The sequence below is a fragment of the Streptomyces sp. NPDC090994 genome, from assembly GCF_044768905.1.
Lineage (GTDB): Bacteria > Actinomycetota > Actinomycetes > Streptomycetales > Streptomycetaceae > Streptomyces.
In genome coordinates, this window is sequence record NZ_JBIVWS010000009.1 from 1 (window position 1) to 22848 (window position 22848).

Genomic DNA, 22848 nt, shown 5'->3' on the forward strand with positions numbered 1-22848 from the left:
TTTTGGCACGCTGTTGAGTTCTCAAGGAACGGACGCTTCCTTTGTACTCACCCGAGAGACTCTCTCAGGCTTTCCTCCGGGCGCTTCCCTTCGGTGTTTCCAACACTATCAGGCTTTTTCAGTCCCTCTGACCACCCGCTGACGGGCGTGCAGATGCGGATCCGAAAGAGGATCTGACGAGTTGGAGTCTGCCACCTGAGGACGCTTGCTCGCGTTCCTCAACCTCGGGCAGGAGTAACGACTCTACATCGGCCCGCTGAACGGGCGCAAATCGATGGCGGCTAAGGTCTAGACCTCTCGCCGGGTCGCTCATGCGGAACCGGTACTTCCTATGTCATACCCTGCTGCACAACGGGCCGTCCGGGACAGAGAGTGACGGCCCATCTCCATCCCCACTCCTGGAGGATCCCCATGACCACCGTGACGTCCCCGATGGCAGGACGCGCCATCGGACTGGCCGCCGTGCCGGATCCGGTCTTCTCCGGGGCCATGGTCGGCCCGGGCACCGCGATCGACCCCGTACGTGAGCCGTCGGAGGCGGTCGCGCCCGTGGACGGGGTGATCGTCTCCCTGCACCCGCACGCCTTCGTCGTGGTCGACGAGACCGGGCACGGCGTGCTGACCCATCTCGGTATCGACACCGTGCAGCTCAACGGGGAGGGTTTCGAACTGCTGGTGAACAAGGGCGACACCGTCGCGCGTGGGCAGGCGATCGTGCGTTGGAGCCCGGCCGCCGTCGAAGCGGCCGGCAAGTCCCCGGTCTGCCCGGTCGTGGCGTTGGAGGCCACGGCCGAGTCCCTCTCCCAGCTCCGTGAGGACGGCGAAGTCAGGGCTGGGGAGGACCTCTTCGCCTGGCAGTGACCTTTGTACAACGGCTGGTAGGACAGACACCGCGGCGGCTGGGGCCGCCGCGCTATCGGAGACGGGTGAGATGGAGACAACGCTGCGAGGCGTCGGCGTCAGTCACGGCGTGGCGATCGGCCAGGTCCGGCACATGGGCACGGCGGTGCTGGAGCCGCCCGCCAAACAGATCCCGGCCGAGGACGCCGAGCGCGAGCAGGGGCGGGCCCGCAAGGCCGTGGAAGCGGTGGCGGCCGATCTGATGGCGCGCGGCAACCTGGCGGGGGGCGAAGCCCAGGCCGTGCTCGAAGCGCAGGCCATGATGGCCCAGGATCCCGAGCTGATGGCGGACGTGGAGCGGCGGATCGCCGTCGGGAGCACGGCCGAGCGTGCGGTGTACGACGCCTTCGCCGCGTACCGGGCGCTGCTGGCCGCTGCCGGTGAGTATCTCGCCGGGCGGGTGGCCGACCTCGATGATGTGCGGAATCGTATCGTCGCCCGGCTGCTCGGGGTGCCGATGCCGGGGGTGCCGGACAGCGACGAGCCGTACGTTCTCATCGCGCGGGACCTGGCGCCGGCCGACACGGCGCTGCTCGACCCCGCTCTCGTCCTCGGTTTCGTCACCGAGGAAGGGGGGCCGACCAGCCACAGCGCGATTCTGGCGCGTGCGCTGGGGGTGCCGGCCGTGGTGGCGCTGCCGGGCGCCGGCGAGCTGGCCGAGGGCACGGTGATCGCCGTGGACGGCAGCAGCGGCGAGATCTTCGTCGAGCCGAGTGCGCAGGAGCGGGCGCGGCTGGAGGCGCAGGCGGCCGAGCGCAAGGCCGCGCTGGCCGCCTCGTCCGGTCCCGGGGCCACCTCCGACGGACACAGGGTGCCGCTGCTGGCCAACATCGGCGGGCCGGCGGACGTGGCCGCCGCGGTCGAGGCGGGGGCGGAGGGGGTCGGTCTGTTCCGGACCGAGTTCCTCTTCCTCGACGACAGTGAGCGCGCGCCGAGCGAGGAGAAGCAGGTCTCGGCGTACCGGCAGGTGCTGGAGGCGTTTCCCGAGGGCCGGGTCGTCGTGCGGGTGCTGGACGCGGGCGCGGACAAGCCGCTCGCCTTCCTCACCCCGGCCGACGAGCCGAACCCGGCGCTTGGCGTGCGGGGGCTGCGGACGCTGCTCGACCACCCGGACGTGCTGCGTACGCAGCTGACGGCGCTGGCGAAGGCGGCCGAAGGGCTGCCCGTCCACCTGGAGGTCATGGCGCCGATGGTGGCCGACCGGGCCGACGCCAAGGCGTTCGCGGACGTGTGCCGGGCGGCGGGGCTGCGGGCGAAGTTCGGCGCGATGGTGGAGATTCCGTCCGCCGCGCTGCGGGCCCGGTCGGTGCTGCGGGAGGTCGAGTTCCTGTCACTGGGGACGAACGACCTCGCGCAGTACACCTTCGCCGCCGACCGGCAGGTCGGTGCGGTGTCCCGGCTCCAGGACCCGTGGCAGCCCGCGCTGCTCGACCTGGTGGCGCTGTCCGCCGAGGCGGCGAAGGCCGAGAACAAGAGCTGCGGCGTGTGCGGGGAAGCCGCGTCCGATCCGCTGCTGGCGTGTGTGCTGACCGGTCTGGGGGTCACCTCGCTCTCCATGGGGGCGGCTTCGATTCCGTACGTGCGGACGATGCTGGCGAAGTTCACGCTCGCCCAGTGCGAGCGGGCCGCTGCCGCCGCCCGGGCCGCGGACAGTGCCGAGGAGGCGCGTGAGGCCGCGCAGGCGGTGCTGTCCGGCGAGTAGGGAAGGACAGGCAGTGTTTCGTGGGGCGCCCCATCGGTGGTGGGGCGCCCCTTCTGTGCTCAGTGGTGGTGTCCCGGGGCCGGGTCCTCGTCGCCGAGGTCCGGTGGGTCGCAGTAGTCGACGTTGGACTCCGGGGAGATGAGGTCGCCGGACTCGGCGTCGGTGCAGTAGGCGTCGAAGACCTCCGCCGCGGTGAGCGGGGTGAGGCCGTAGCCGCGCAGGCGCCAGCCGTAGATGCGGTCCGGGGTGGCGGGTGCGCTGGTGCGGATGACGAGGCCGCCGGGGCAGTGGGTGGCCAGGCCCAGGGCGAGGACGCTGGTGAACTCCAGGAGTTCGGCCTCGTCGAGGTGCGGGGTGCCGTCATCGTCGTCGTCCGCGTGGAGGACGGAGAGAAGGGTCTCCGGGGTCGTCGAGACGCTGCAGACCAGGTGGCGCCGGCCCGCGGGGGCGGTGGTGATCACGCGGGTGATGAGGGCACGGGCCCGGTCGTAGGCGGCTCGGCCGAGGTCCTGGCCGCAGGAGACGCAGGAGCCGAGGCGGGCCAGGAGGGTGGCGGCGTACTCCCAGGTGGCCTGCCGGACGGCTTCGTCGATGAGGGTGGGGACGACGTCGGTGAGGGGCTGGCCCTCGTAGGGGACGGTGAGGCCGGTGGCAGCGAGTTCGGCGGTGAAGCGGGTACGGCTGGAGGAGGCGTCGGGGTCGAGGCCCGCTTCCGCGCAGTAGGCGGCGTACTCCTCCGGGTCGAAGAGGGCGATCGTGGTGTGGGCGCCCTGGGCGGCCCGGGTGCGCAGGACCGCCTCGACGTGCCGTAGGTAGGTGGGATGGTCGTCGAAGGTGAAGGTGCGGTAGCGCCGCATGACGCCGAAGTCGTGCTCGTCGGTGAGCAGGCCGATGGTGCCGGCGATCTCGCGGCGCAGGACGCGCCGGGCGGTCCGGTCGGTGTACGTCATGTCTCCCCCAGTACGCGGTCGATCGGTGAACGTCGATCAATGCTCACTCACAGTAACCGCGGGCACTGACAGTGGGGGTCACGGGCGCTTGCGGGACCGGGCCAGTTCCTCGTAGAAGCGGAGGAGGTCGAGGTTGTCGACGGAGCCGGGGTTGACGGCCTTGTCCAGGGGGGTTCCTTGCAGGAGGCGTTTGACCGGGACCTCGATGCGTTTGCCGGTGAGGGTGTGGGGGATGCCGGGGACCTCGATGACCTCGTCGGGGACGTGGCGGGGGGAGAGGTGGGCGCGGATGGTCTGCTTGACGCGGGTGAGGAGCGCTTCGTCGAGGGTGGCTTCCGGGGCCAGGTGGACGAAGAGGGGCATCCAGTAGCCGCCGTCGGGCTGTTCGACGCCGATGACGAGGGACTCGCGGATCTCGGGGAGGCGTTCGACGGCCTCGTAGATGTCGGCCGAGCCCATCCGGACGCCCTGCCGGTTGAGGGTGGAGTCGGAGCGGCCGTGGATGACGACGGAGCCCCGTGAGGTGAGGGTGATCCAGTCGCCGTGGCGCCAGACGCCGGGGTACGTGTCGAAGTAGCTGTCGTGGTAGCGGCTGCCGTCGGGGTCGTTCCAGAAGCGGACGGGCATCGACGGCATGGGGGCGGTGACGACGAGCTCGCCGACCTCGTCGGTGAGGGGGTTGCCGTCGGGGTCCCAGGACTGGAGGTCGGTGCCGAGGCTGGGTGCCTGGAGTTCGCCGCTGTACACGGGGAGGGTGGGGACGGCGCCGGCGAAGCAGGAGCAGACGTCGGTGCCGCCGCTGACGGAGGCGATCCAGACGTCCGCGCCGACCTCGTCGTGGAGCCAGCGGAAACCGTCGGGCGGGAGGGGGGAGCCGGTGGTGGCGACGCACTGGACGGTGGAGAGGTCGTGGTCGCGGGCGGGGTGGACGCCGGCCTTGCGGCAGGTCATGACGTAGGCGGCGGAGGTGCCGAAGAGGGTGGCGCCGGTGCGTTCGGCGATGCCCCACTGGGCGCCGGTGTCCGGGAAGCCGGGGCTGCCGTCGTAGAGGACGATCGTGGTGCCGGTGAGGAGGCCGGAGACGAGGAAGTTCCACATCATCCAGCCGGTCGACGTGTACCAGAAGAAGCGGTCCTCGGGGCCGAGGTCGCAGTGGAGGCCGAGCTGTTTGAGGTGCTCGACGAGGATGCCGCCCTGGGACTGGACGATGGCCTTGGGCAGGCCGGTGGTGCCGGAGGAGTACAGGACCCACAGGGGGTGGTCGAAGGGGACCTGTTCGAAGACGGGGTCGGTGTCGGCGGAGGTGAGGGACGTCCAGTCGAGGGCGCCTTCGGGGGCGGGTGTGCCGAGGAGCGGGATGTGGACCGTCGCGCGCAGGGTGGGCAGTTCGCGGCGGAGTTCCGTGACGACGTCCCGGCGGTCGTGTTCCTTGCCGCCGTAGCGGTAGCCGTCGACGGTGAACAGGACGACGGGTTCGACCTGCTGGAAGCGGTCCAGGACGCTGCGGGCGCCGAAGTCGGGGGCGCAGGAGGTCCAGACGGCGCCGACGGCGGCGGAGGCGAGGAGGGCGACGACGGCCTGCGGGATGTTGGGCAGGTAGCCGCTGACGCGGTCGCCCGGGCGGACGCCGAGGGCGCGGAGTTCGGCGGCCAGGGAGCCCACCTGGCGGCGCAGGTCCGCCCAGGTGACCGGGTGGGGGTCGTGGGTCTCGTCGACGTACAGGAGGGCGGGTTCGTCCGGGCGGTCGGCCGTCGCGCGCAGGGCGTGTTCGGCGTAGTTCAGCTTCGCGCCGGGGAACCACTGGGCGCCGGGCATCGCGCGGTCGCCCAGCACGCGCGCGTAGGGGGCCGAGAACCGTACGTCGAACCACTCGGTGACGGCTTCCCAGAAGGTTTCCGGCTCGTCGACGGACCAGCGGTGCAGGGCCGGGTAACCGCCGTCGGCGGGGGCGCCGTGGTGGTCGGCGGCCCAGCGCTGGAACGCGGTGATCCGGGCCCGGGCGACGCGTTGCGCGTCAGGCTGCCAGAGGGGCTGTGCCTGGGGGTTCTCGGTGGTCATGGTGGCGGCTCCCGGGCTGTGCGGCGGCTGACAGGGACGATGCCATGTGATCGACTTCTGCACCAGAGTGTGCTCCGCGCGGTCCGTGTCGTGAAGATGTGGGCCCGGCACGGGTGAACGGAAGTTGAACGGTGCCCGTGTGCGGGGCGGTCGGTGACAGGGTGAGCAGCATGGACGGTCGTGACCTGGTGCGTTCGGTGAAGTTGGTCGGTTCGGTGGGGACGGGTCAGGGGTTGCGGACCGTGCGGGCGGCGTGGCGCAGGCGGCGTTCCGACGCGGTGGGGCTGGAGCCGCGGGGGGCGGAGCGGGCGCGGGTGCCCGGGCTGCTGCGGGAGGTGGAGCCGGGTGCCGGGGGCGGTGTCATCCGGTTCGACCGCTCGGAGCTGCGGATTCTGGTGGCGGCGAACGGGGCGGTCTTCTGGGGGTGGGACGGGGCCGGTCCGGAGCCCTCGTACGCGTTGGCCGGGCGGTGTCCCGAGCCCGATCCGCGGGCGGCGCTGGAGCCGGACAAGGACGGTGGCTGGCGGGTGGTGGCCGAGCGGGCCACGGTCGCCGTGTCGCGGCACGGCGCGATCGAGGTGCGGACGCCGGGCGGGGTCACGCTGCGGCGGGATCTGCCGCCCCGGTGGTGGGAGCCGGCCGGTGGTGGCCGGGCGCGGTGGATGCAGCGTGCGGAGGTGGCCGCCGACGCGCGGTTCTTCGGGCTCGGGGGGCGGGCGTCGGGTCCTCGGCTGCGGGACGGGCGGTACCGGCTGTGGAACACCGGGCCGGGGAGGGCCTTCGGTCCGAAGGACGATCCGCTGTCCCTGACGATGCCGGTGCAGCTGGTGGTGGCCGACGCGGGGACGCACCTGGTGTTCTACGACAGTTCGTGGGACGGCACGGTGGTGCTGCGGGAGGGCGAGGAGGGCGCCGGGTCGGGTCACGACCGGCCGGGCACCAGTGTGCTGCGGATGGACGGGGGGCCGCTGCGCTGCTGGGTGTCGGTGGGGACGCCCGCGCGGGTGCTGCTGGCCTGGGCGGCGCTGACCGGGGCGCCCGCGCTGCCGCCCGCGTGGGCGCTCGGTCATCATCACGCGCGGTCGGGGTCCGGGGGTGAGCGGGAGGTGCGGCGGGTCGTCGCCGGGTACCGGGAGCACGGGCTGCCGTTGGACGCCGTGCACCTGGGATTCGGTCACCACGATGGTCACCGGGTGTTCAGCGTCGACCAGGAGCGGTTCCCGAAGCTGCCGCAGCTCGCCGCGGAGTTGCGGCAGGAGGGGATCCGGCTGGTGTCGGTCGTCGGTCCGGCGGTGGCGGCCGAGCCCGGCGATCCGGTGTACGACGGGGGCGTGGACGAGGACGCGTTCGTGCGGGACGCCGGGGGCCAGGTCGTGCGGGGGGTGGCGGGGCCGGGGGACGCGGTGTTCCCGGACTTCACGCACGCGCGCGTACGCGCGTGGTGGGGCGGTCGGTACGAGGAGCGGCTGGGACAGGGCTTCACCGGGTTCTGGCACGACATGAACGAGCCGACGTCGTTCGCCGCCTTCGGTGAGCCGACGCTGCCGCGGTCGGCCCGGCACTGGCTGGAGGGGCGGGGCGGCGACCATCGGGAGGCGCACAACGTGTACGCGCTGTGCATGGCCCGGGCCGGTTACGAAGGGCTGCGCAAGCTGGTGCCGGAGCAGCGGCCGTTCGTCCTCTCGCGCTCGGGCTGGGTCGGTGTACAGCGCTACGGCGGCGCCTGGTCGGGAGAGGTGGCCACGGGCTGGCCGGGGCTGCGGGCGTCGCTGGCGCTGGTGCTGGGGCTGGGGCTGTGCGGGGTGCCGTACTCCGGGCCGGACGTCGGGGGCCGCGACGGGAGTCTGTCGCCCGAGCTGTATCTGCGGTGGTTGCAGCTGGGGGCGTATCTGCCGCTGTTCCGGACGCGCGCGGGTGAGCGGGCGGGGCTCGGGGAGCCCTGGGAGTTCGGCGAGTTCGGGGAGTTCGGGGACGAGGTGCTGGAACACGCGCGCGTGGCGCTCGTCGAGCGGCGGCGGCTGCTGCCGTACTTCATGACGCTGGCGCATCTGGCGCGGCGCACCGGGGCGCCCTACGTGCGGCCGCTGTGGTGGTCGGCGCCGGAGGACCGGGCGCTGCGGGACTGCGAGGACGCGTTTCTGCTCGGGGACTGTCTGCTGGTGGCGCCGGTGCTCGGTCCGGGGGCGGACCGGCGTGCGGTGCGGCTGCCGCGGGGGCGGTGGTACGACACGGTGACGGAACGGGCGTACGAAGGGCCGGGGCAGGTGCTGGTCGACGCGCCGTTGGAGCGTATTCCGGTGTTCGCGCGCGCGGGTGCGGTGATTCCGGTGCGTGGCGGTGACGGCGGGCTGGAGCTGGAGGTGTGGGCGCCGGGCCGGGGGCGGACCGGGGGCGGGCTGGTCGTGCCGGACGTGGGCGACGGCTGGGCGGAGCCCGAGATCGAGCGGTACGCCGCGCGGTGGCGGGGGCAGCGGGTGGTCGTCGTGCGGGAGGGTGAGGGGGGCTCGGGTGAGGGCGGCTCGGGTGAGGCGCCCGCGCCGTATCCGGTGCGGGTTCGGGGGCTTGGGGCGGGGCGGGGGCGGGTGTAGGGGGCGTTGGGTTCGGTTCGGGTTCGGGTTCGGGTTCGGGTTCGGGTTCGGGTTCGGGTTCGGGGGTGCGTCAGGCTTAGGGCTGGGGTGGTGGCGGGCGGGTGTGGGGTGGCGGGCCGGGTGAGGGGCGGCGGGCCAGGTGTGGGCGGGCCAGGTGTGGGGGCGCGTCGTGTCGGACGGCGGGCCTGTGGGTTCGGGGGCGCGGGGGGGGGGGGTGGCGGCGCGGGAGGGGCGCTCCGGTTCGGGGGGCTGGGCTGAGGCGGGGCGTTCGGGCGTAGCGGGCGTGCCCCGTACCGCGCGAGGGTCGCAGGAGCCGAGGCGGGGCGTTCGGGGGCAGCGGGCCTGCCCGTACCGCGCGAGGGTCGCAGGAGCCGGGGCAGGGCATTCGGGGGCAGCGGGCCTGCCCGTACCGCGCGAGGGTCGCAGGAGCCGGGGCAGGGCATTCGGGGGCAGCGGGGACGCGCCTGGCGCGGTGACTGCGGGGGACGCGCCTGGCGGGCGGACGCGTCTGCGGTGGGTGCGGTGGGCCGGCGGTCGGATGTGACGCGTTGGGCGTGTTCGAGTGTGGCCGGCGGTCAGCAGTGGCGCGTCGGGCGTGTTCGAGTAGGGCGGGCGGTCAGATGTAGCGGCCGTCGAACCAGGACCGCGCGGCGATGGTGTGCAAGGGGAAGGCGAGTTCCTCGGGACGGCGCAGGAGGTGCCAGCCGTCGGTCTCGTCCGTGGCGGTGGAGGGCGGAAGTCCCTCCACCGGGCGCTCGGGGAGCAGGCCGAACAGGAGCAGGTGGCCGTCGGGCGCGCTCAGGGCGTCCACGAGGCGTACGTCGCGGCTCGCGGCCTCGATGCCCGTCTCTTCTTCGAGTTCGCGGACGACGGCCTGCCGCCAGTCCTCGCGGTCGTCGACGTAGCCGCCGGGCAGAGCCGTGCCCCCGCGCGCGGGGGACACGGTCCGGGTGATGACGACCAGGGCGGTGCCCTGGGTGTCGTAGACGGGCTGGAGGGCGACGGCGACCGGCAGGGGGTTGCGGTAGGCCGTGGTGCCGCAGGCCGGGCAGGTGCGGGGCCAGCCGGAGACGCCCTCTCCGTAGGGCGTGCCGCAGCTCGAACAGTGCGAGCCCGGCACGGGGTGGGGAACGGAGGTCGGGGTTTCGGACACGCGGCGGACTGTAGCCGATGGCGGAGTCGTCGTCTCCGGTGGGCGGTTCAGGGGCTGCCGGTCAAGGACGCTCTGGACACCGGGAAGTCGAAGTAGGTGTCGGGGTAGGCCTCCGGCTTGAAGGTGTAGTGCCACCACTCCTCGGCGAGGTTGGTGAAACCGAGGTCTTCCAGGGTGCTCGCGAGCAGCGTCCGGTTGGCGCGCTGGGCGCCCTGGACGCGGGGGTCGGCGGTGTGGGAGAGGGTGTCGAAGCAGTCGAAACCGGTGCCCATGTCGACGGAGTTGTCGGGGAAGCGCTCGGCCTGGGGAGCGGTGCAGGGCACCAGGGGCTGTCCGGGGTGATAAGGGTGGGTCGGCCGCGCCGGGAGCCGTACGAGGGTGAGGTCGACCGTGGAACCGCGGCTGTGGCCGGATTTCTCCGCGATGTAACCGTCGGCGAACAGCCGGGTCTTGTCGACGTTCGGGTAGAACTCCGCCTTCATCGCCTGGTCGTCGAGGTCCTGGGCCCAGCGGACGAAGTGGTCGACGGCGCGTTGCGGACGGTAGCAGTCGTAGACCTTGAGCGAGTAGCCCTGGCTCAGCAGGCGGGCCTGGGCCTTGCCGAGGGCTTGTGCCGCGGGGCGGGTGAGGATGCACAGGGGCTGCCGGTAGCCGTCGATGGGCTCGCCGACGAAGTTGTGCGGGGTGGAGTAGCGGATCTCCTCCAGGATCGTCGGGGCGACGCTGTTCAGGGCGACGAAGTCCGCGGGGGCCTTCGGTTCCGTGCCGGCGTGTGCGGTGGCGGGCACGGTGGTCACGGCGAGCAGGGCGGCGAGTGTGGTGACCATGCGGCGCGCCCAGGTGTCTCTTGCCTGTCGTGTCATGGCTCTTGCATATCCGGACGGCGTTCCGTCGCGGAAGCGGTTGTATGCGGTCGGGGTGTTCGGCCGGTGGCGTCGGCGACGGCTTGTGGGTGCCGCGAGCAGGCGGAGGATCGGGCTCAGGTGGTGACGGTGCTGCGGCGAACGGCCGTGGACGCCATCGCGTGCTGGACGACGTCGATCAGGACGCTCTTCACCGACTCCCGGTCGCGGGCGTCGCACATCACCATCGGTACCTCCTCGTCCAGGTCGAGGGCGCGGCGGACGGCGTCCACCGGGTAACGGGGAGCGCCGTCGAAGCAGTTCACGCCGACCACGAAGGGAATGGCGCGCCGCTCGAAGTAGTCGATGGCGGCGAAGCAGTCCTCCAGGCGGCGGGTGTCGGCGAGCACCACGGCCCCGAGGGCGCCCTCCGACAGCTCGTCCCACATGAACCAGAACCGCTCCTGGCCGGGCGTGCCGAAGAGGTAGAGCACCAGGCCTTCGCGGAGCGTGATGCGGCCGAAGTCCATGGCGACGGTGGTGGTGTGCTTGCCCTCCACGCCGCTGACGTCGTCGACCGGGCGGCCTGCCTCGGTGAGCAGTTCCTCGGTGCGCAAGGGCCTGATCTCGCTGACCGAGCCGACCAGAGTGGTCTTGCCCACGCCGAAGCCGCCGGCCACCAGGATCTTGAGCGTGACGGGTTCGACCGGCGGCTTGCCACGCTCGGAACGCCCGAAGATCATCGGTCTGCTCTCCTGCTCGGTACTGTCTGTGCTGGATGGGGGTGTACGGCGGTGTACGGCGGTCACAGCGCCCGGAGGCCGGCGATCACGTCGCGCAGAATGCTTTCGTCCGGGAGTTCGGCCGGCGGGACCGGCCGGTTGACATGTACGAATTCGGCGTCGACGAGGTCTCCGACGAGAACCCGTACCACTCCGATCGGCAGATCGAGGCCGGCGGCGAGTTCGGCGACCGACTGGGGTTCGTCCCGGCACAGTCCGACGATATCGACGTGTTCCGGGGACAGGGAGGTGTCCGCCTCCGGATCCTCCGCCCGGTCCTCGGCGACCACCACGGCGATCAGGTCGAGACGGTGCTGGGCCGGACTGGTGGTACGGCCCCGGGTCATGGCGTACGGACGGACGACCGGGCCGGCCTCGTCGTCGAACCAGTGGTGTCTTCCCTGACCGTCTGCGCTCATGTCACCTCACTACCCGCCCGAGGGCAGATCGGTACGGGGCGCGGCGCCCAGGTGCGCACCGACCCGCTTGACGAGCAGGGTCATCTCGTAGGCGACCTGGCCGACGTCGGAGTCCGCGTCGGACAGGACGGCGAGACAGCTGCCGTCGCCGGCGGCCGTGACGAAGAGGAAGGCGTCGTCGAGTTCTACGACCGTCTGCCGGACACTGCCCGCCTCGAAGTGGCGTCCCACGCCCTTGGCGAGGCTGTGGAAGCCGGAGGCGACGGCGGCGAGATGCTCGCTGTCCTCCTGGGTCAAGTCCTTCGAAGCGCCCGTGGCCAGGCCGTCGCCGGAGAGGACGAGGGCCTTGCGGATGCTCGCGACCCGGTCCACCAGGTCGTCGAGGAGCCAGTTCAGCTCCCTGCCGCCGGTCGCGCTGTGGCCGGTCGTCTTCGGTGCGGTCATCGACCGTCCCCCTTGTTCGTTCCTTGTGGTGCGTGTGGTGCTTGTGGTGCGTGTGGTGCTGTTTCGGGTTGTGGTGCTTGTTCTGGTCGTGGTGATCGTTGTGGCTGTGGTGCCGCGCCGTTGAGGGTGTCGTCGGCGGCGTTCTCCCTGCGGCCTCGCTGCCAGCCTCGTTGGAGGGAGGCCATGCGGCTGCGTACTTCCTCGGCGTCCCGGTCAGCGAGGTCGGTGCCGTCGGTGCGGTCCCCGGTGGGGCGCTCGCGCTCCCGTTCGCGCTTCAGCTGGGGGGCGAGGCTGGCCTGGCGTACCCGCCGGGGCAGGGGGAGCGAGCCGTCATCGGTCGCCCCCGGGGCGCCCGGCGTGCCTGCCGTCGCTCCGGGGTCCGTGCGGGGCGTATCGCGGCGGCGGGAGGGCAGGGCGGGCAGTGCGTCGTGGGCCTCGTCCGGCGCGGGTGTGTCGTCCGGTCCGCCCCGGCGGGGCCGTTCGGGGACCGGGCGGCCGTGGGAGCTGACCAGTTTGGGGGGCTGGCGGCGGGGCAGCGGCGCGGGGTCGTCGGTCGCTTCCCGCGGTTCGTGCCGGCCCTGGGTGTCGTGCCGGCCGGGTCCGCCCCGGGGGTCGGGCTCCTCCCGGTGGTGGCGGTCGTGCCGGGCCGGCGGCTCGTCCGGTGCGCCGGTTCCGGCGGAGCCGAGCGGTGCCTCCAGCTCGACCGGGCCGTCGAGCGGCGGCAGGGGTCCGCCGGGCAGCCGTACGGGCACCTCGGACAGGGCCGCTCGGCGGTTCTCCTCGCGAGCGGCGGCGCGGTCGCGGCGGCCGGCACGGTCGGAGCGGTCAGGGCGGTCAGGGCGGTCGAGGCGGAAGCCGACGCCGTTGGTGTCCGGGGCGTCCTCCGTGAGCAGCGCGTCCGGGATGAAGACGACAGCGGTGGTGCCGCCGTACGGGGAGGGCTGGAGGGAGACGCGGACGTTCTGGCGCTGGGCCAGGCGGCTGACCACGAACAGGCCGAGCCGGTCGGTGTCGGACAGCTCGAACTCGGGTGTCTCGGCGAGCCGGAGGTTGGCCTCCAGCAGGGCCTCGGCCGCCATGCCGAGGCCGCGGTCGTGGATCTCCAGGGTGAAGCCGTTGGCGACGCGCTCGCCCAGTACCTGCACGGCGGTGTGCGGGGGCGAGAACACCGTGGCGTTCTCCAGGAACTCGGCGACCAGGTGGGTGAGGTCGGCGACCGCGGAGCCGGTGACGGCGATCCGCGGCAGCCGGCGCACCTCGATGCGCTCGTAGTCCTCGACCTCGGCGACGGCGGCCCGTACGACGTCCATCAGCTGGACCGGCTTGCGCCACTGCCGGGAGGGGGCGGCGCCGGAGAGGATGACCAGGCCCTCCGCGTGCCGGCGCATACGGGTGGTCAGGTGGTCGAGGCGGAACAGGTCGGCGAGTTCCTCGGTGTCCTCGGTGCGGCGTTCCATGGTGTCGAGCAGGGTGAGCTGCTTGTGCAGCAGGACCTGGCTGCGGCGGGCCAGGTTGACGAAGACCTCGGAGACACCGGAGCGGAGTTCGGCCTGCTTGACGGCGGCCTCGACGGCGGCGCGCTGGAGGGTGTTGAGCGCCTGGCCGACCTCGCCGATCTCGTTCTTGTCGTACTCCAGGCGCGGGACCTCGGTCTCCACGTCGACCTGTTCGCCGGCCGAGAGGCGGCGCATCACGCTGGGCAGGCGTACGTCGGAGGCCTCATGGGCCTCCAGACGGAGCTGCTTGAGGTCGCGGATGAGGCCGCGGCCGATGCGTACGGACAGGAAGACGGAGAACAGCAGGGCCAGGACGCCGAGGGTGCCGGCGACGACCGCCTTGGTGATGACGGCCATGGCGACCGGTTCGGCCCGGTTCTCGTAGCGGTCGGCGGCCCCGTCGTCGAGGGCGCCGAGTTCCTCCAGCGCGTCTCCCGCGACGGTGTCCCAGCTCTTGGCGTCGATGCCGCCGGGCATGCCGGCGCTGGAGGCGACGACCGTCCCCTCGGCCGCGCGCAGCGGTGCGGAGGAGGCCTCCTGCCAGAACCGCTCGTAGCGCTTGCGCTCCGCGGCCGGCAACAGCGGCAGCGTCACGTCGTACAGCAGGGTGCGCTGGGCCACCAGGTCGGAGATGTCGTCGATCTCGTCGCTGCCGAGTCCGCCGGTGACCAGGGCCGAGCCGAGGAGGGCGTCCTCGCGGGAGAGCAGCTCACGCGCGCGTGAGAGGTTGACGAGGGCGCGGTACTGCTTGTCCAGCGTGACGTTGTCGATGACGTTGAGGTCGGCGAGCAGCAGGTGGCAGGGATCGACCAGGCGGTTGTAGAAGCCGAGGGCCTGGGACCGGTTCACGACGCCGCCCTCGACGCTGCGGCGGAGCGATCCGAGGCCGGCCAAGGCGTCCAGCGCGGCGGTCAGCCGCTCGTCCTCGCCCTGGCTCAGCGCGTCGCGGACGTCGGGGTCGGCGGCGTGGCGGCGGACCTCGGCGATCGCCTCGTCGGTGACGGTGCGCGTGCGGCGCAGGGTGGAGAGGGCATTGGAGGCGCGCGGGTCGGCGAGGTAGACGAGGGTCTGGCGGCGTTCCTGCTGGAGCACGCGGACGGTGTCCTCGACGGGGTAGCCGACCTTTTCCACCAGGGTCGACACGCTGAACAGCCGGCCGGCCTCCCGTCCGGTCAGCACGGCGGCGTAGGCCCAGACCGCGGTCAGGGCGACCAGCGGCACGAGAAGCAGCGCCACGATCTTCCGGCGGATGGAATTCCCGCGAAAGCGCATGGCCTCCCCCAGTTCGACCCCCACCGGACGGGGGTGCCGATTCACGTCAACAAACGGCGTGAGCCTACTACTGACGGGCTGATGGTTCGAAGACCCGTCCGGAAGCTGCACTTCCGTACCCACGCCGCGAGATCCTGAGTTGTCCGCTCATTTCTGGAGAACGCGGCCTCCGGCCGGGAGCCGGTGCGGGGGTGGGCGTGTCCGGCGTGGCGGAGGGACTGGCCGGATTTCTGCGTCCGGCGGGAATCTTGAGGGGGCGTCGATCGTCATTGTTCGTGGGAGATGGGGGCGGAATCGGCCACAGGTGCCGCATGCCGCATCCACGCGGCGTAGAACAGCGCAAGCCGGGCAGCCACAGGGGAGCCGGGTCTTCGGGGACGGGCGAGCGGTCTGCTGGCGGTGGGGAGTGACACGTTGATGGGCACGGCGGAGCGGCGCGAGGCGCCCGGGAACGACGGGGCGGCGCGACGGGGCGGGAAGACAGGGCTGGAGGTGCCGGATCATGGTGTTCCGGCGGCGAGGCGCGGTGGCGGTACGGGCGGGGCGGCTCGCGGTGCGCGGGCGGCATCCGTGGGCGGTGGGCCGTCGGGGAACGGAGCCGGTGCGATACGGCAGCGGCCGGGCTACCGGCCGTTGTGGGTGGAGGAACCGGCGCGGCGGCGCCGGCTGCCGGACCCCGTGCGGACGGCGGCCGTGCGGGCGGTGATCATCGTCGCCGTGACGCTGATCCAGGCGATGGTGGCCTTCCTGTGCACGATGGCCGGGTCCTGGCTGGCCTTTCCCATGCTGCTCAGCAGCGTGGCCAGCACCGTGGCGGCGACGTGGGGCGTGCTCGACGTGTGGGTGACGCGCCAGGTCTGGATCCAGCGGCACGGCGTGATCTCGATGCCGAACAGCACGGCGCGGGCGCTGCGGCGCGAACGACGCCGGGCCCGGCGGCAGGCACGGTCCGCCGAGCGCGCCCAGGAGCGGATACGGCGCCGGGGCCGCGGCGGGCAGCAGCTGTCGCATCCCTGAGGCCGCGCGGTTCGCGACGGCCGGTGCGCGTGGTGGCCCCGGGCGGGTTCGGGGCGGGGCCGAGGGAGAGTGTCCCGCCCGGTGCGGAAGCTCGCCAGGTGGAGTAGGGGCGGTGGGCCGGCCCGTAGTGGGGTGCGCGTCGCCCCACTACGGGCCGCGAGGAGCTGGTCGGCACGTGGGCGGCGTCCTGTCGTGCGTCGGTGCGTCGGTGCGTCGGTGCGTCGGTGCGTCGGTGCGTCGGTGCGTCGGTGCGTCGGTGCGTCGGTGCGTCGGGGACGGTCCAGGGAAACGCCGCGTGCGGGGAAGGAGACACGCCGAGCCGCTGTTCGAACCGGAGCAGAGCAGATCCGCACCCGCCGCCAGGAGGCGCCCTCGTATGTCCCCCACCTACGACGTCATCGTCATCGGCCTCGGCGGCATGGGCAGCTCCGCCGCCCACCACCTGTCCGCGCGCGGCGCCCGGGTGCTGGGCCTGGAGAAGTTCGGACCGGTGCACAACCGCGGCTCCAGCCACGGCGGTTCCCGGATCACCCGGCAGTCCTACTTCGAGGACCCGGCGTACGTTCCGTTGCTGCTGCGCGCCTACGAGCTGTACGAGGACCTGGAACGAGCCACCGGCCGGGAGATCGCCGTGCTGTGCGGCGGGGTGATGATCGGCCGCCCGGACTCCCGGCCCGTGTCCGGCGCGCTGCGCTCGGCCCGTGAGTGGGACCTGCCGCACGAGATGCTGGACGCCGCCGCGATCCGCCGCCGCTTCCCGACGCTGACGCCCGGTGACGACGAGGTCGCGCTGTACGAGGCGAAGGCGGGACTGCTGCGCCCGGAGAACACGGTCGCCGCCCAGCTGCAGCTCGCCACCCGGCAGGGCGCCGACCTGCACTTCGACGAGCCGGTGACCCGCTGGAAGCCGTACCGGGACGGCGTGATCGTGCACACCGCCGAGAACACCTACACCGCGGGCCGGCTGGTGATCTGCCCCGGCGCGTGGGCGCCCCGGCTGCTGGCCGACATCGGAGTGGACATCACCATCGAGCGGCAGGTCATGTACTGGTTCCGGCCGACCGGAGGCGTCGAGCCCTACCGTCCCGAGCAGCATCCGGTGTACATCTGGGAGGACGCGGCCGGTGTCGAGGTCTACGGTTTCCCCGCGATCGACGGTCCCGACGGCGGCGCCAAGGTCGCCTTCTTCCGCCGGGAGTCGGCGCCCACCACGCCCGAGACCATCGACCGGACGGTGCGCGCGGAGGAGGTCCGGGCGATGGCGGACCAGGTCTCCGGGCTCCTCCCCGGTCTGCCGGGCACCTTCCTCAAGGCCGCGACCTGCATGTACTCCACCACTCCCGACGAGCACTTCGTGATCGCCCCGCACCCGGCGCACCCCGGTTCGGTCACCGTGGCGTGCGGTTTCTCCGGGCACGGGTTCAAGTTCGTGCCCGTCGTCGGGGAGATCCTCGCCGATCTGGCGCTGACCGGCAGCACCGCCCACCCCATCGGGCTGTTCGATCCCGCCCGCTTCGCCACGTCCGGCTAGAGCCCGGGTCAGGCGGGCCGCTTGAACATCCGGGTGGCCGTGATCTCGCTGTGCACGGCCTCGCCCTCGGACTGCTGGGGCAGGCCGGGCCGCAGGTGCTCCTCCACGCTGATGTACTTCAGTCCGGCCCGCAGGTCGGCGTCGTTGCGCAGCCTGATGACCAGCGGGAACTCGGCGAGCGCGGTGGTGTCGAAGAGGCCGGTGGTGTAGAGGAGCTGGACGCCGAGGGCGTCGGAGACGGCCCGCTGCAGTTCCAGCAGGTAGGTGGCGTTGGCGCGGCCGATGGGGTTGTCGAGGAAGAGCGTGCCGGCGTGGCGGTGCTTGTCGCGGCCCCGGTCGTTGCTGCGCAGGGCGGCCATCGTGCAGTACAGGGCGATGGCGGCGGTGAGCAGCTGGCCGCCGGAGAAGACGTCGCCCATCTGTCCGACGGGGACGCGCTCGGCGCGCAGTACCGCGTCCGGCTTGAGGATCTCGACGGCGACGCCGCCCGGCTGGAGGGCGGCGGCGACGCCGCGCAGCAGCAGGGACATGCCGTCACGGCGCAGGTCGGAGTTCTTCTTGACGGCGGCCCGGGTCGCCTCGTCGATCACCTCGCCGAGCCGCTCGGTGAGGGTGGCCTGGTCGGGTTCCTCGAAGCGGATGCGCAGGAACTCCTGCCCGGACCACTCCCCCAGCCCCTCCGGAAGCCGGGACAGGCGCTGGGCGGAGCGGAGCGTGGCGAGGGCGGACTCGACCAGGCCGCGCAGCCGGTCCACGATCGAGTCGCGGTTGCGCTCCAGCTGGGCCAGTTCGTCGGTGAGGACGCGCAGGCGGGGGGCGAACGCGTCGGCCCACTTCTGGGCGTGCTCGGGCAGGGCGGCGGCGGGCAGTTCGCGGATCTGCTGCCGGGCGGGGGTGCGGACCTGCTCGTAGCGGGTGGAGTTGGCGTGCCGGACCAGGATGTCGCTCGCCTCGCGCACGGCGCCCTCGGCGGCGGACAGGTCGGCGGCGCAGCCGCGCAGCGAGCGGCGGGTCTCGGCGGCGGACTGCCGGGCCTCCTCCAGGGTGCCGGGGTACGGCTCGGGGTCCTCGTGCTCCTCGTCGGCGGGCTGCTCGCGCAGCAGGTCGCGCAGGAGGGCGGCGATCTCGTCGAAACCGCCGGCCGCGTCCTCGGCGGCACGGTGCGCGTCGAGGAGTTCGGCGTGCGCCTCGCGGGACTGGTTCAACGCCTCGGTGCGGGCCGCCAGTTCGGAGGTGGCGGTGCGCAGCAGCGCCTGGGCGTGCTCGGCGTCCCGCGGGACCAGTTCTCCGGGCAGGTCGGTGTGCGCCTCGGCGTCCTCCGGGGCCAGCCGCTCCGCCTCGCCGCGCAGCCGGCCGAGCTGCTCGCTGGCGGTGGACGTACGGGTCTCCAGGAGCTGCACCAGCTCCTCCGCGCGGGCGGCGGCGGCCTGCCGGGAGGGCCCGTCCGAGCCGTCCGGTGACTGGAGGAGCTGCTCGGCGCGGGTGCGGACCTTGTTGCTGAGCCGGTCCAGCTCGGCGCGGGCCGCGCTCTCGTCGCTCTCCGCGCGGGCCTGCTCGGCGCGCAGGTCGGCTCCGACGCCGACCTTCTCGTACAGCTGGGAGGCGGCCCGGTAGGCCTCGCGGAGCGCGGGCAGCGACGCGGTGGGCGCCTCGGCGCCGTCCTCCGGTACGTCATCGGGGGCGCCGGCGATCTCGGCGCGCTCGGCCCGCAGCGCGCGGGCGGTGCGCCGGGCGTCGTCGGCGGCGCGCTGGGCGGCGCGGCGGTCCTCGTCGGCGGCGCGGGCCCGCTCGAGACAGAGCTGGGCGCGGGCCTCGGCCTCGGCCGCCTCGTCGGCCAGTTCCCGCATCTTCGCCTGCCAGCCGGCGCGTTCGCGCAGCCGGAAGGCGAGTCCGGCGAGGGCGTCGGCGGCGCGGCGGGCCTTCTGTGCGGCCTCCTGCCGTTCGTCGCGTACGTGGACGGCCTCGGCGGCGGTCTCGTCGGCCTCCGCCCGTGCGGTGCGGGCCTCGGCCAGCTCGGCCTCGCACTCCTCGGCGAACGCGTCCGCCTCCTCGGCGGCCCGGACCAGCTCGGTGAGGCGGCCGGCCGGGCAGCCGGTGCGCCAGGAGGCGAGCCGCGCGGCCAGCTCCCGGTCCTTGCCGAGCCGGGCGGCCAGCCGCCGGATCTCCTCGTCCCGCTCGGTCGCCCGCGCGCGCAGCGCCTGCCGCTCCTCGTCGGCGGCGTGCTCGTCGTGCATGGCGGGGTTCGGCGGTACGAGGAAGACGTCCTCGTCGGCCGAGTCGGCGGCCGGGGCGGGGGCGAGCAGGGCGGCGGCGGTGCCGACGGCGACGGTGGAGCGCGGCAGCAGGGCGGCGTCGCCGAGGGCGGCGCGGGCGCGGGCATGCGAGCCGGGGTCGGTGATGATCACGCCGTCGACCAGCTCGGGCCGGGCGGCGAGCACGCGCGCGTGGTCGGCGGGGTCGACGGCCTGGGCGAGGTAGCGCCAGCCGGGCAGGGCGGGGATGCCGTGCTCGCCGAGGAACTCGACGGTGGCCAGCACGTCCGGGCCGGGCGGCAGCAGTCCGCCGTCGCCGAGGGCGCCGAGGATGCGGGCGTCGTCGGCGGCGGCGGTGCGCAGGTCGAACAGCTGGCGTTCGGCGGAGGAGACGGAGTCGTCGAGGAGTTCGCCCAACTCGTCGGCGAAGCGGTCGAGCTGCTCGGGGGTGAGGGGGGCCTCGCCGGGGGCGGGCGGGTCGGACGGGGCGCCGTGGGTGGCGTCGGGGCCGGAGTCCGGCCGGTCCCGACGCGGCCCCGGGATGCCGGGGCGGGTGCCGGCGGCCAGGCCCAGCAATTCGGCCAGGCGTTCCTCCGCCGCGAGGGCCCCGGCCGTACGGTGTTCGGCGTCCCGGGCCTGCCGGGCGGCGGTGGCGGCGTCCGCCGCGCGGGCCGCCGTCAGTTCGGCGCGGCTCTCGGCGGCGGCCGCCTCACGGGCGTGTTCGGTGGCCCGGCGGGCCGCCTCGCGGGCGGTGTCCCAGGCGGCGACGGCGGTCTTCTCGGCGTCGCTGGCGGCGAGGGCGGCGCGGGCCGGGTCGGCGTCGGGCGCGCTGTCGTCGAGCCAGCCGGCCCGGACCGCCTCGGCGGTCTCCTGCTCGACCTCGGTCAGCCGCTGGCGCAGGTGTCCGGCCTCGCTGCGGGCGCGCTGCGCCTCGGTGGCGGCGGCGGTGGCGTCCCGGTGGGCGGCGTCGCCGGTGTCCTGGAGGGCGGCGGACCGCTCTTCTTCCTCGTTGGCGTGGTTCTCGGCTTTCCCGGCCGCCGCGTGCAGGGCGCGGACCAGGTCGACGGCGGCCTTGGCGCGGGCGGCGAGCGCGGGTGCGGCGTCTCGCTCGGCCTCCTGGATGGCAGCGGAGACGCGGGTGACGCGGTCGGTGGCGGCGCGGTGGCGCAGTACGGCCTCGGCGGCCTGCCAGGCGGAGTACAGGGTGCGGGCGTCGGCCAGCTCGCGCTTCTGCGCGGCGGCGGACTTCTCGGCGGCGGCCAGGGCGAGGGAGGCGTGCCGGTAGGCGAGTTCGGCGGCGACCAGGGCGCTTCGCTCGCGGGCGGATTCGGCGTGGGTGACGGCGTAGGCGGCGGCCGTGACCCGCTGGGCCAGGTCGGCGGCGCGGGCGCGCTCGCGGGTGCCGCGGGCGGAGAGGCGGCGGGCGAGGGTGCGGGTGCGGCGCTCGGCGGCGGTGTGGATCTCCCGGGCGCGGGCGCGGGCCTCGGTGGCCTCGACGATCCGGCCGAGCAGGTCGACGGAGCCCGCGGTGAAGTCCCGTTCGGCGATCAGTTCGGCGCGCCGGCCCAGCTTGTTGCCGAAGCCGCTGACCAGGTCGGCGAGTCCGTCGGTGTCGCGGGTGTCGGTGACGGCGCGCAGCAGCAGGTCGGTGAAGTCGGCGTCCTTCTTGACGGCGAAGAGGCCGGCCGCCTCGCCCTCGTCGGCGTTCATCTCGCGCTGGTAGCGGAAGAGTTCGGGGTCGAGTCCGAGGTCGCCGAGGTGCTCGATCCAGCGGTCGTGGATCTCCTCCCAGTGCACCTCCAGGTGCGGGTACGCCTTCCCGGCCTCGGTGAGCGCGTCCCGGAAGCCCTTCATGGTGCGCCGTCGGCCCTGCGCGCCGGAGGCGCCCTCGACGGGCGGGCGTACGGCGGTGGACTCGGCGACCGGGAGGTTGTCCAGGGTCAGTCCGGGGCCGGGCCGGAAGGAGTACCAGGCCTCGGCGAACTTCCGCGGGTCGTTGGAGACCTGGCGGCCCCGCCACTCGCTGACCTTGCCGACGACGACGCACTCGCCGGTCTGCACGTGCTGCCACTCCAGGGCCACGTGTCCGCAGTCGTCGGCGAGCAGGAACTTGCGCAGCACGCCGGAGCTGGCGCCGCCGAGGGTGTTGCGGTGGCCCGGCAGCATCACCGAGAAGATGAGCTTGAGCAGGACGGACTTGCCGCCGCCGTTCTCCAGGAAGAGCACGCCGGCGGGGGCGGGGCGGCGCGGCGGGCCGACCGGCTCCTCCTCGAAGAACTCCGCCTGCGTGGGCGCCGGGTCGGGCACCGGCCGGCCCACTCCTCGCAGGTCAAGCACGGTGTCGGCGTAGCGCGCACCGGCGGGTCCGATGGAGTAGAGGCGGACCCGGGACAGCTCGTACATGGCGGACTCTCGTGGTTCTTCGGGGAGTTGGCGGGGCGGTGGTCAGGCGGAGTGGAACGGCAGGCCGGCGTCGGCGACCAGCTCCAGGTCGTCGGTGTCCTCGGCGGGCAGCAGGGTGGGGGTGCCGTCGGTGACGGGGACCACGCCCAGGTCCAGCAGCTCGGCCATGGCTGCGCTGCCGGCCAGGTCGCGGACCTGGAGCTGGTAGCGGGCGGTGGTGCGGTAGGTGCCGCCGTGGTCGTCGCCGGTGCGCTGGAGGAAGCCGGAGTCGGTGAGGAACGCGACGGCCTTGGCGACGATGCCGGTGGTCGAGCCGGGCAGCCGGCGGGCGTCCTTGGTGGCGCCGGTGGCGCTGCGTCTGACCCAGATCCGCCAGGCGGACTCCAGGCCGGGGGCGTCGCTGACGGGGTCGGTGTTCTCGCCCTGTTCTTCGGCGCGTTCCTCCAGGCGATGGCAGGCCTGGCGGACGAAGCCGTCGACGCCGTTGACCGTGACGCGGCCGATGTAGCCGTCGTCGGCGAGGTCCTCGGGGCGGGGGAAGGCCATCGCGGCGACGGCCAGGTGGGCGAGGCCGTGCAGGAAGCGGTCGGCGGAGTCGGTGGCGGCGCGGCGCGCGTAGTCGCCCATGCGGACGGCGAACACCGAGTCCTCGGCAGCGGTGACGGCCATGCCCGCGCGCGGGGACACCTCGAGCACGATCAGGCCGAGGCCGGTCGCCACGGCGTCGGCGAGCCGGGCGAACGGGGGGTCCTCGCGGTAGCGGCGCAGCAGGTCGGCGTACTCCTGGTCGCGGGCGGGCAGCAGCTTGGGCTGGAGGCCGAAGGCGACCAGCCGGGCCGCGTCGGCGGCGTCGGCGGGCGTGACGGCGGGGGCCTTCTCCGCGGCGGCCGGCTCGGCTTCGCTCCAGTCGACGGGCTCGGTCACGGTCGGTACTCCTCGGTGTGCTTGCGCTTCTGTGCGGTGATGCCGCTGCCGTCCGGGGTGACGCCGCGCCGGTCACGGCGCCCGGGGCACCTCGCCACCCGGCGGGCGGAATCAA

General features: G+C 73.6%; 15 protein-coding genes. 5 read left to right on the top strand and 10 right to left on the bottom strand.

Annotated features, from left to right (window positions below):
* The first annotated feature begins 411 nt into the window (after window positions 1-411).
* Together ACIQR3_RS19960 and ptsP are read left to right on the top strand one after the other, a co-directional pair.
* Complete coding sequence (locus ACIQR3_RS19960) at window positions 412-861, top strand: PTS glucose transporter subunit IIA (RefSeq protein WP_403540578.1); 450 nt, start codon at window positions 412-414, stop codon at window positions 859-861.
* Between the two features lie 70 nt (window positions 862-931).
* Window positions 932-2602 (top strand): phosphoenolpyruvate--protein phosphotransferase, encoded by a 1671-nt coding sequence (ptsP, locus tag ACIQR3_RS19965; RefSeq protein ID WP_403540582.1) that lies wholly within the window; start codon window positions 932-934, stop codon window positions 2600-2602.
* A gap of 59 nt (window positions 2603-2661) precedes the next feature.
* Here the strand turns inward: ptsP and ACIQR3_RS19970 are convergent, their stop codons facing one another.
* Both ACIQR3_RS19970 and ACIQR3_RS19975 read right to left on the bottom strand, forming a co-directional pair.
* Complete coding sequence (locus tag ACIQR3_RS19970) at window positions 2662-3552, bottom strand: hypothetical protein (protein ID WP_403540584.1); 891 nt, start codon at window positions 3550-3552, stop codon at window positions 2662-2664.
* 78 nt (window positions 3553-3630) lie between these two features.
* Complete coding sequence (locus ACIQR3_RS19975; protein ID WP_403540587.1) at window positions 3631-5610, bottom strand: acetoacetate--CoA ligase; 1980 nt, start codon at window positions 5608-5610, stop codon at window positions 3631-3633.
* 170 nt (window positions 5611-5780) lie between these two features.
* Between ACIQR3_RS19975 and ACIQR3_RS19980 the strand changes: the two genes are divergently transcribed.
* A complete protein-coding gene (locus ACIQR3_RS19980; protein ID WP_403540589.1) occupies window positions 5781-8198 on the top strand; it encodes a glycoside hydrolase family 31 protein in 2418 nt (805 codons plus the stop codon).
* Window positions 8199-8814: 616 nt separating this feature from the next.
* Here the strand turns inward: ACIQR3_RS19980 and ACIQR3_RS19985 are convergent.
* The 6 genes from ACIQR3_RS19985 to ACIQR3_RS20010 form a co-directional block, all read right to left on the bottom strand.
* Entirely contained in the window at window positions 8815-9351 is a 537-nt protein-coding gene (locus ACIQR3_RS19985; protein WP_403540590.1) for an NUDIX domain-containing protein, read from the bottom strand.
* A gap of 47 nt (window positions 9352-9398) precedes the next feature.
* Window positions 9399-10214: a M15 family metallopeptidase gene (locus ACIQR3_RS19990; protein WP_403540593.1), complete on the bottom strand. Its 816-nt coding sequence runs from the start codon at window positions 10212-10214 to the stop codon at window positions 9399-9401.
* Between the two features lie 116 nt (window positions 10215-10330).
* Complete coding sequence (locus ACIQR3_RS19995) at window positions 10331-10936, bottom strand: GTP-binding protein (RefSeq protein WP_403540596.1); 606 nt, start codon at window positions 10934-10936, stop codon at window positions 10331-10333.
* A 62-nt stretch (window positions 10937-10998) separates the two neighbouring features.
* Window positions 10999-11394 carry a DUF742 domain-containing protein gene (locus ACIQR3_RS20000; protein WP_403540598.1) on the bottom strand — a complete coding sequence of 132 codons (396 nt, stop codon included), beginning with the start codon at window positions 11392-11394 and terminating at the stop codon, window positions 10999-11001.
* A 9-nt stretch (window positions 11395-11403) separates the two neighbouring features.
* Window positions 11404-11838, bottom strand: coding sequence for a roadblock/LC7 domain-containing protein (locus ACIQR3_RS20005; protein ID WP_403540600.1), 435 nt, complete (start codon window positions 11836-11838; stop codon window positions 11404-11406).
* Window positions 11835-14606 carry a nitrate- and nitrite sensing domain-containing protein gene (locus ACIQR3_RS20010; protein WP_403540602.1) on the bottom strand — a complete coding sequence of 924 codons (2772 nt, stop codon included), beginning with the start codon at window positions 14604-14606 and terminating at the stop codon, window positions 11835-11837. The genes ACIQR3_RS20005 and ACIQR3_RS20010 overlap by 4 nt, the downstream gene beginning before the upstream one ends.
* A 417-nt stretch (window positions 14607-15023) precedes the next feature.
* Between ACIQR3_RS20010 and ACIQR3_RS20015 the strand changes: the two genes are divergently transcribed.
* The gene (locus tag ACIQR3_RS20015; RefSeq protein WP_403540605.1) at window positions 15024-15623 is read left to right on the top strand and encodes a hypothetical protein; all 600 of its coding nucleotides are present in this window, start codon (window positions 15024-15026) and stop codon (window positions 15621-15623) included.
* A 376-nt stretch (window positions 15624-15999) separates the two neighbouring features.
* Entirely contained in the window at window positions 16000-17154 is a 1155-nt protein-coding gene (solA, locus tag ACIQR3_RS20020; protein ID WP_403540606.1) for an N-methyl-L-tryptophan oxidase, read from the top strand.
* Between the two features lie 8 nt (window positions 17155-17162).
* On the opposite strand, the gene ACIQR3_RS20025 is transcribed toward solA, so the two are convergent.
* Window positions 17163-21809 carry a hypothetical protein gene (locus ACIQR3_RS20025; RefSeq protein WP_403540608.1) on the bottom strand — a complete coding sequence of 1549 codons (4647 nt, stop codon included), beginning with the start codon at window positions 21807-21809 and terminating at the stop codon, window positions 17163-17165.
* Window positions 21810-21851: 42 nt separating this feature from the next.
* Entirely contained in the window at window positions 21852-22733 is an 882-nt protein-coding gene (locus tag ACIQR3_RS20030; protein ID WP_403540609.1) for a hypothetical protein, read from the bottom strand.
* Window positions 22734-22848: the final 115 nt, after the last annotated feature.

Bases quoted from the DNA above. Each gene is read 5' to 3' on its own strand.
- ACIQR3_RS19970 (WP_403540584.1), bottom strand. From the start codon at position 3,552: ATGACGTACACCGACCGGACCGCCCGGCGCGTCCTGCGCCGCGAGATC.
- ACIQR3_RS19975 (WP_403540587.1), bottom strand. From the start codon at position 5,610: ATGACCACCGAGAACCCCCAGGCACAGCCCCTCTGGCAGCCTGACGCG.
- ACIQR3_RS19995 (WP_403540596.1), bottom strand. From the start codon at position 10,936: ATGATCTTCGGGCGTTCCGAGCGTGGCAAGCCGCCGGTCGAACCCGTC.
- ACIQR3_RS19960 (WP_403540578.1), top strand. From the start codon at position 412: ATGACCACCGTGACGTCCCCGATGGCAGGACGCGCCATCGGACTGGCC.
- solA (WP_403540606.1), top strand. From the start codon at position 16,000: ATGTCCCCCACCTACGACGTCATCGTCATCGGCCTCGGCGGCATGGGC.
- ACIQR3_RS20005 (WP_403540600.1), bottom strand. From the start codon at position 11,838: ATGACCGCACCGAAGACGACCGGCCACAGCGCGACCGGCGGCAGGGAG.
- ACIQR3_RS19980 (WP_403540589.1), top strand. From the start codon at position 5,781: ATGGACGGTCGTGACCTGGTGCGTTCGGTGAAGTTGGTCGGTTCGGTG.
- ACIQR3_RS20000 (WP_403540598.1), bottom strand. From the start codon at position 11,394: ATGAGCGCAGACGGTCAGGGAAGACACCACTGGTTCGACGACGAGGCC.
- ACIQR3_RS19990 (WP_403540593.1), bottom strand. From the start codon at position 10,214: ATGACACGACAGGCAAGAGACACCTGGGCGCGCCGCATGGTCACCACA.
- ACIQR3_RS20025 (WP_403540608.1), bottom strand. From the start codon at position 21,809: ATGTACGAGCTGTCCCGGGTCCGCCTCTACTCCATCGGACCCGCCGGT.
- ACIQR3_RS20015 (WP_403540605.1), top strand. From the start codon at position 15,024: ATGGGCACGGCGGAGCGGCGCGAGGCGCCCGGGAACGACGGGGCGGCG.
- ACIQR3_RS20010 (WP_403540602.1), bottom strand. From the start codon at position 14,606: ATGCGCTTTCGCGGGAATTCCATCCGCCGGAAGATCGTGGCGCTGCTT.
- ptsP (WP_403540582.1), top strand. From the start codon at position 932: ATGGAGACAACGCTGCGAGGCGTCGGCGTCAGTCACGGCGTGGCGATC.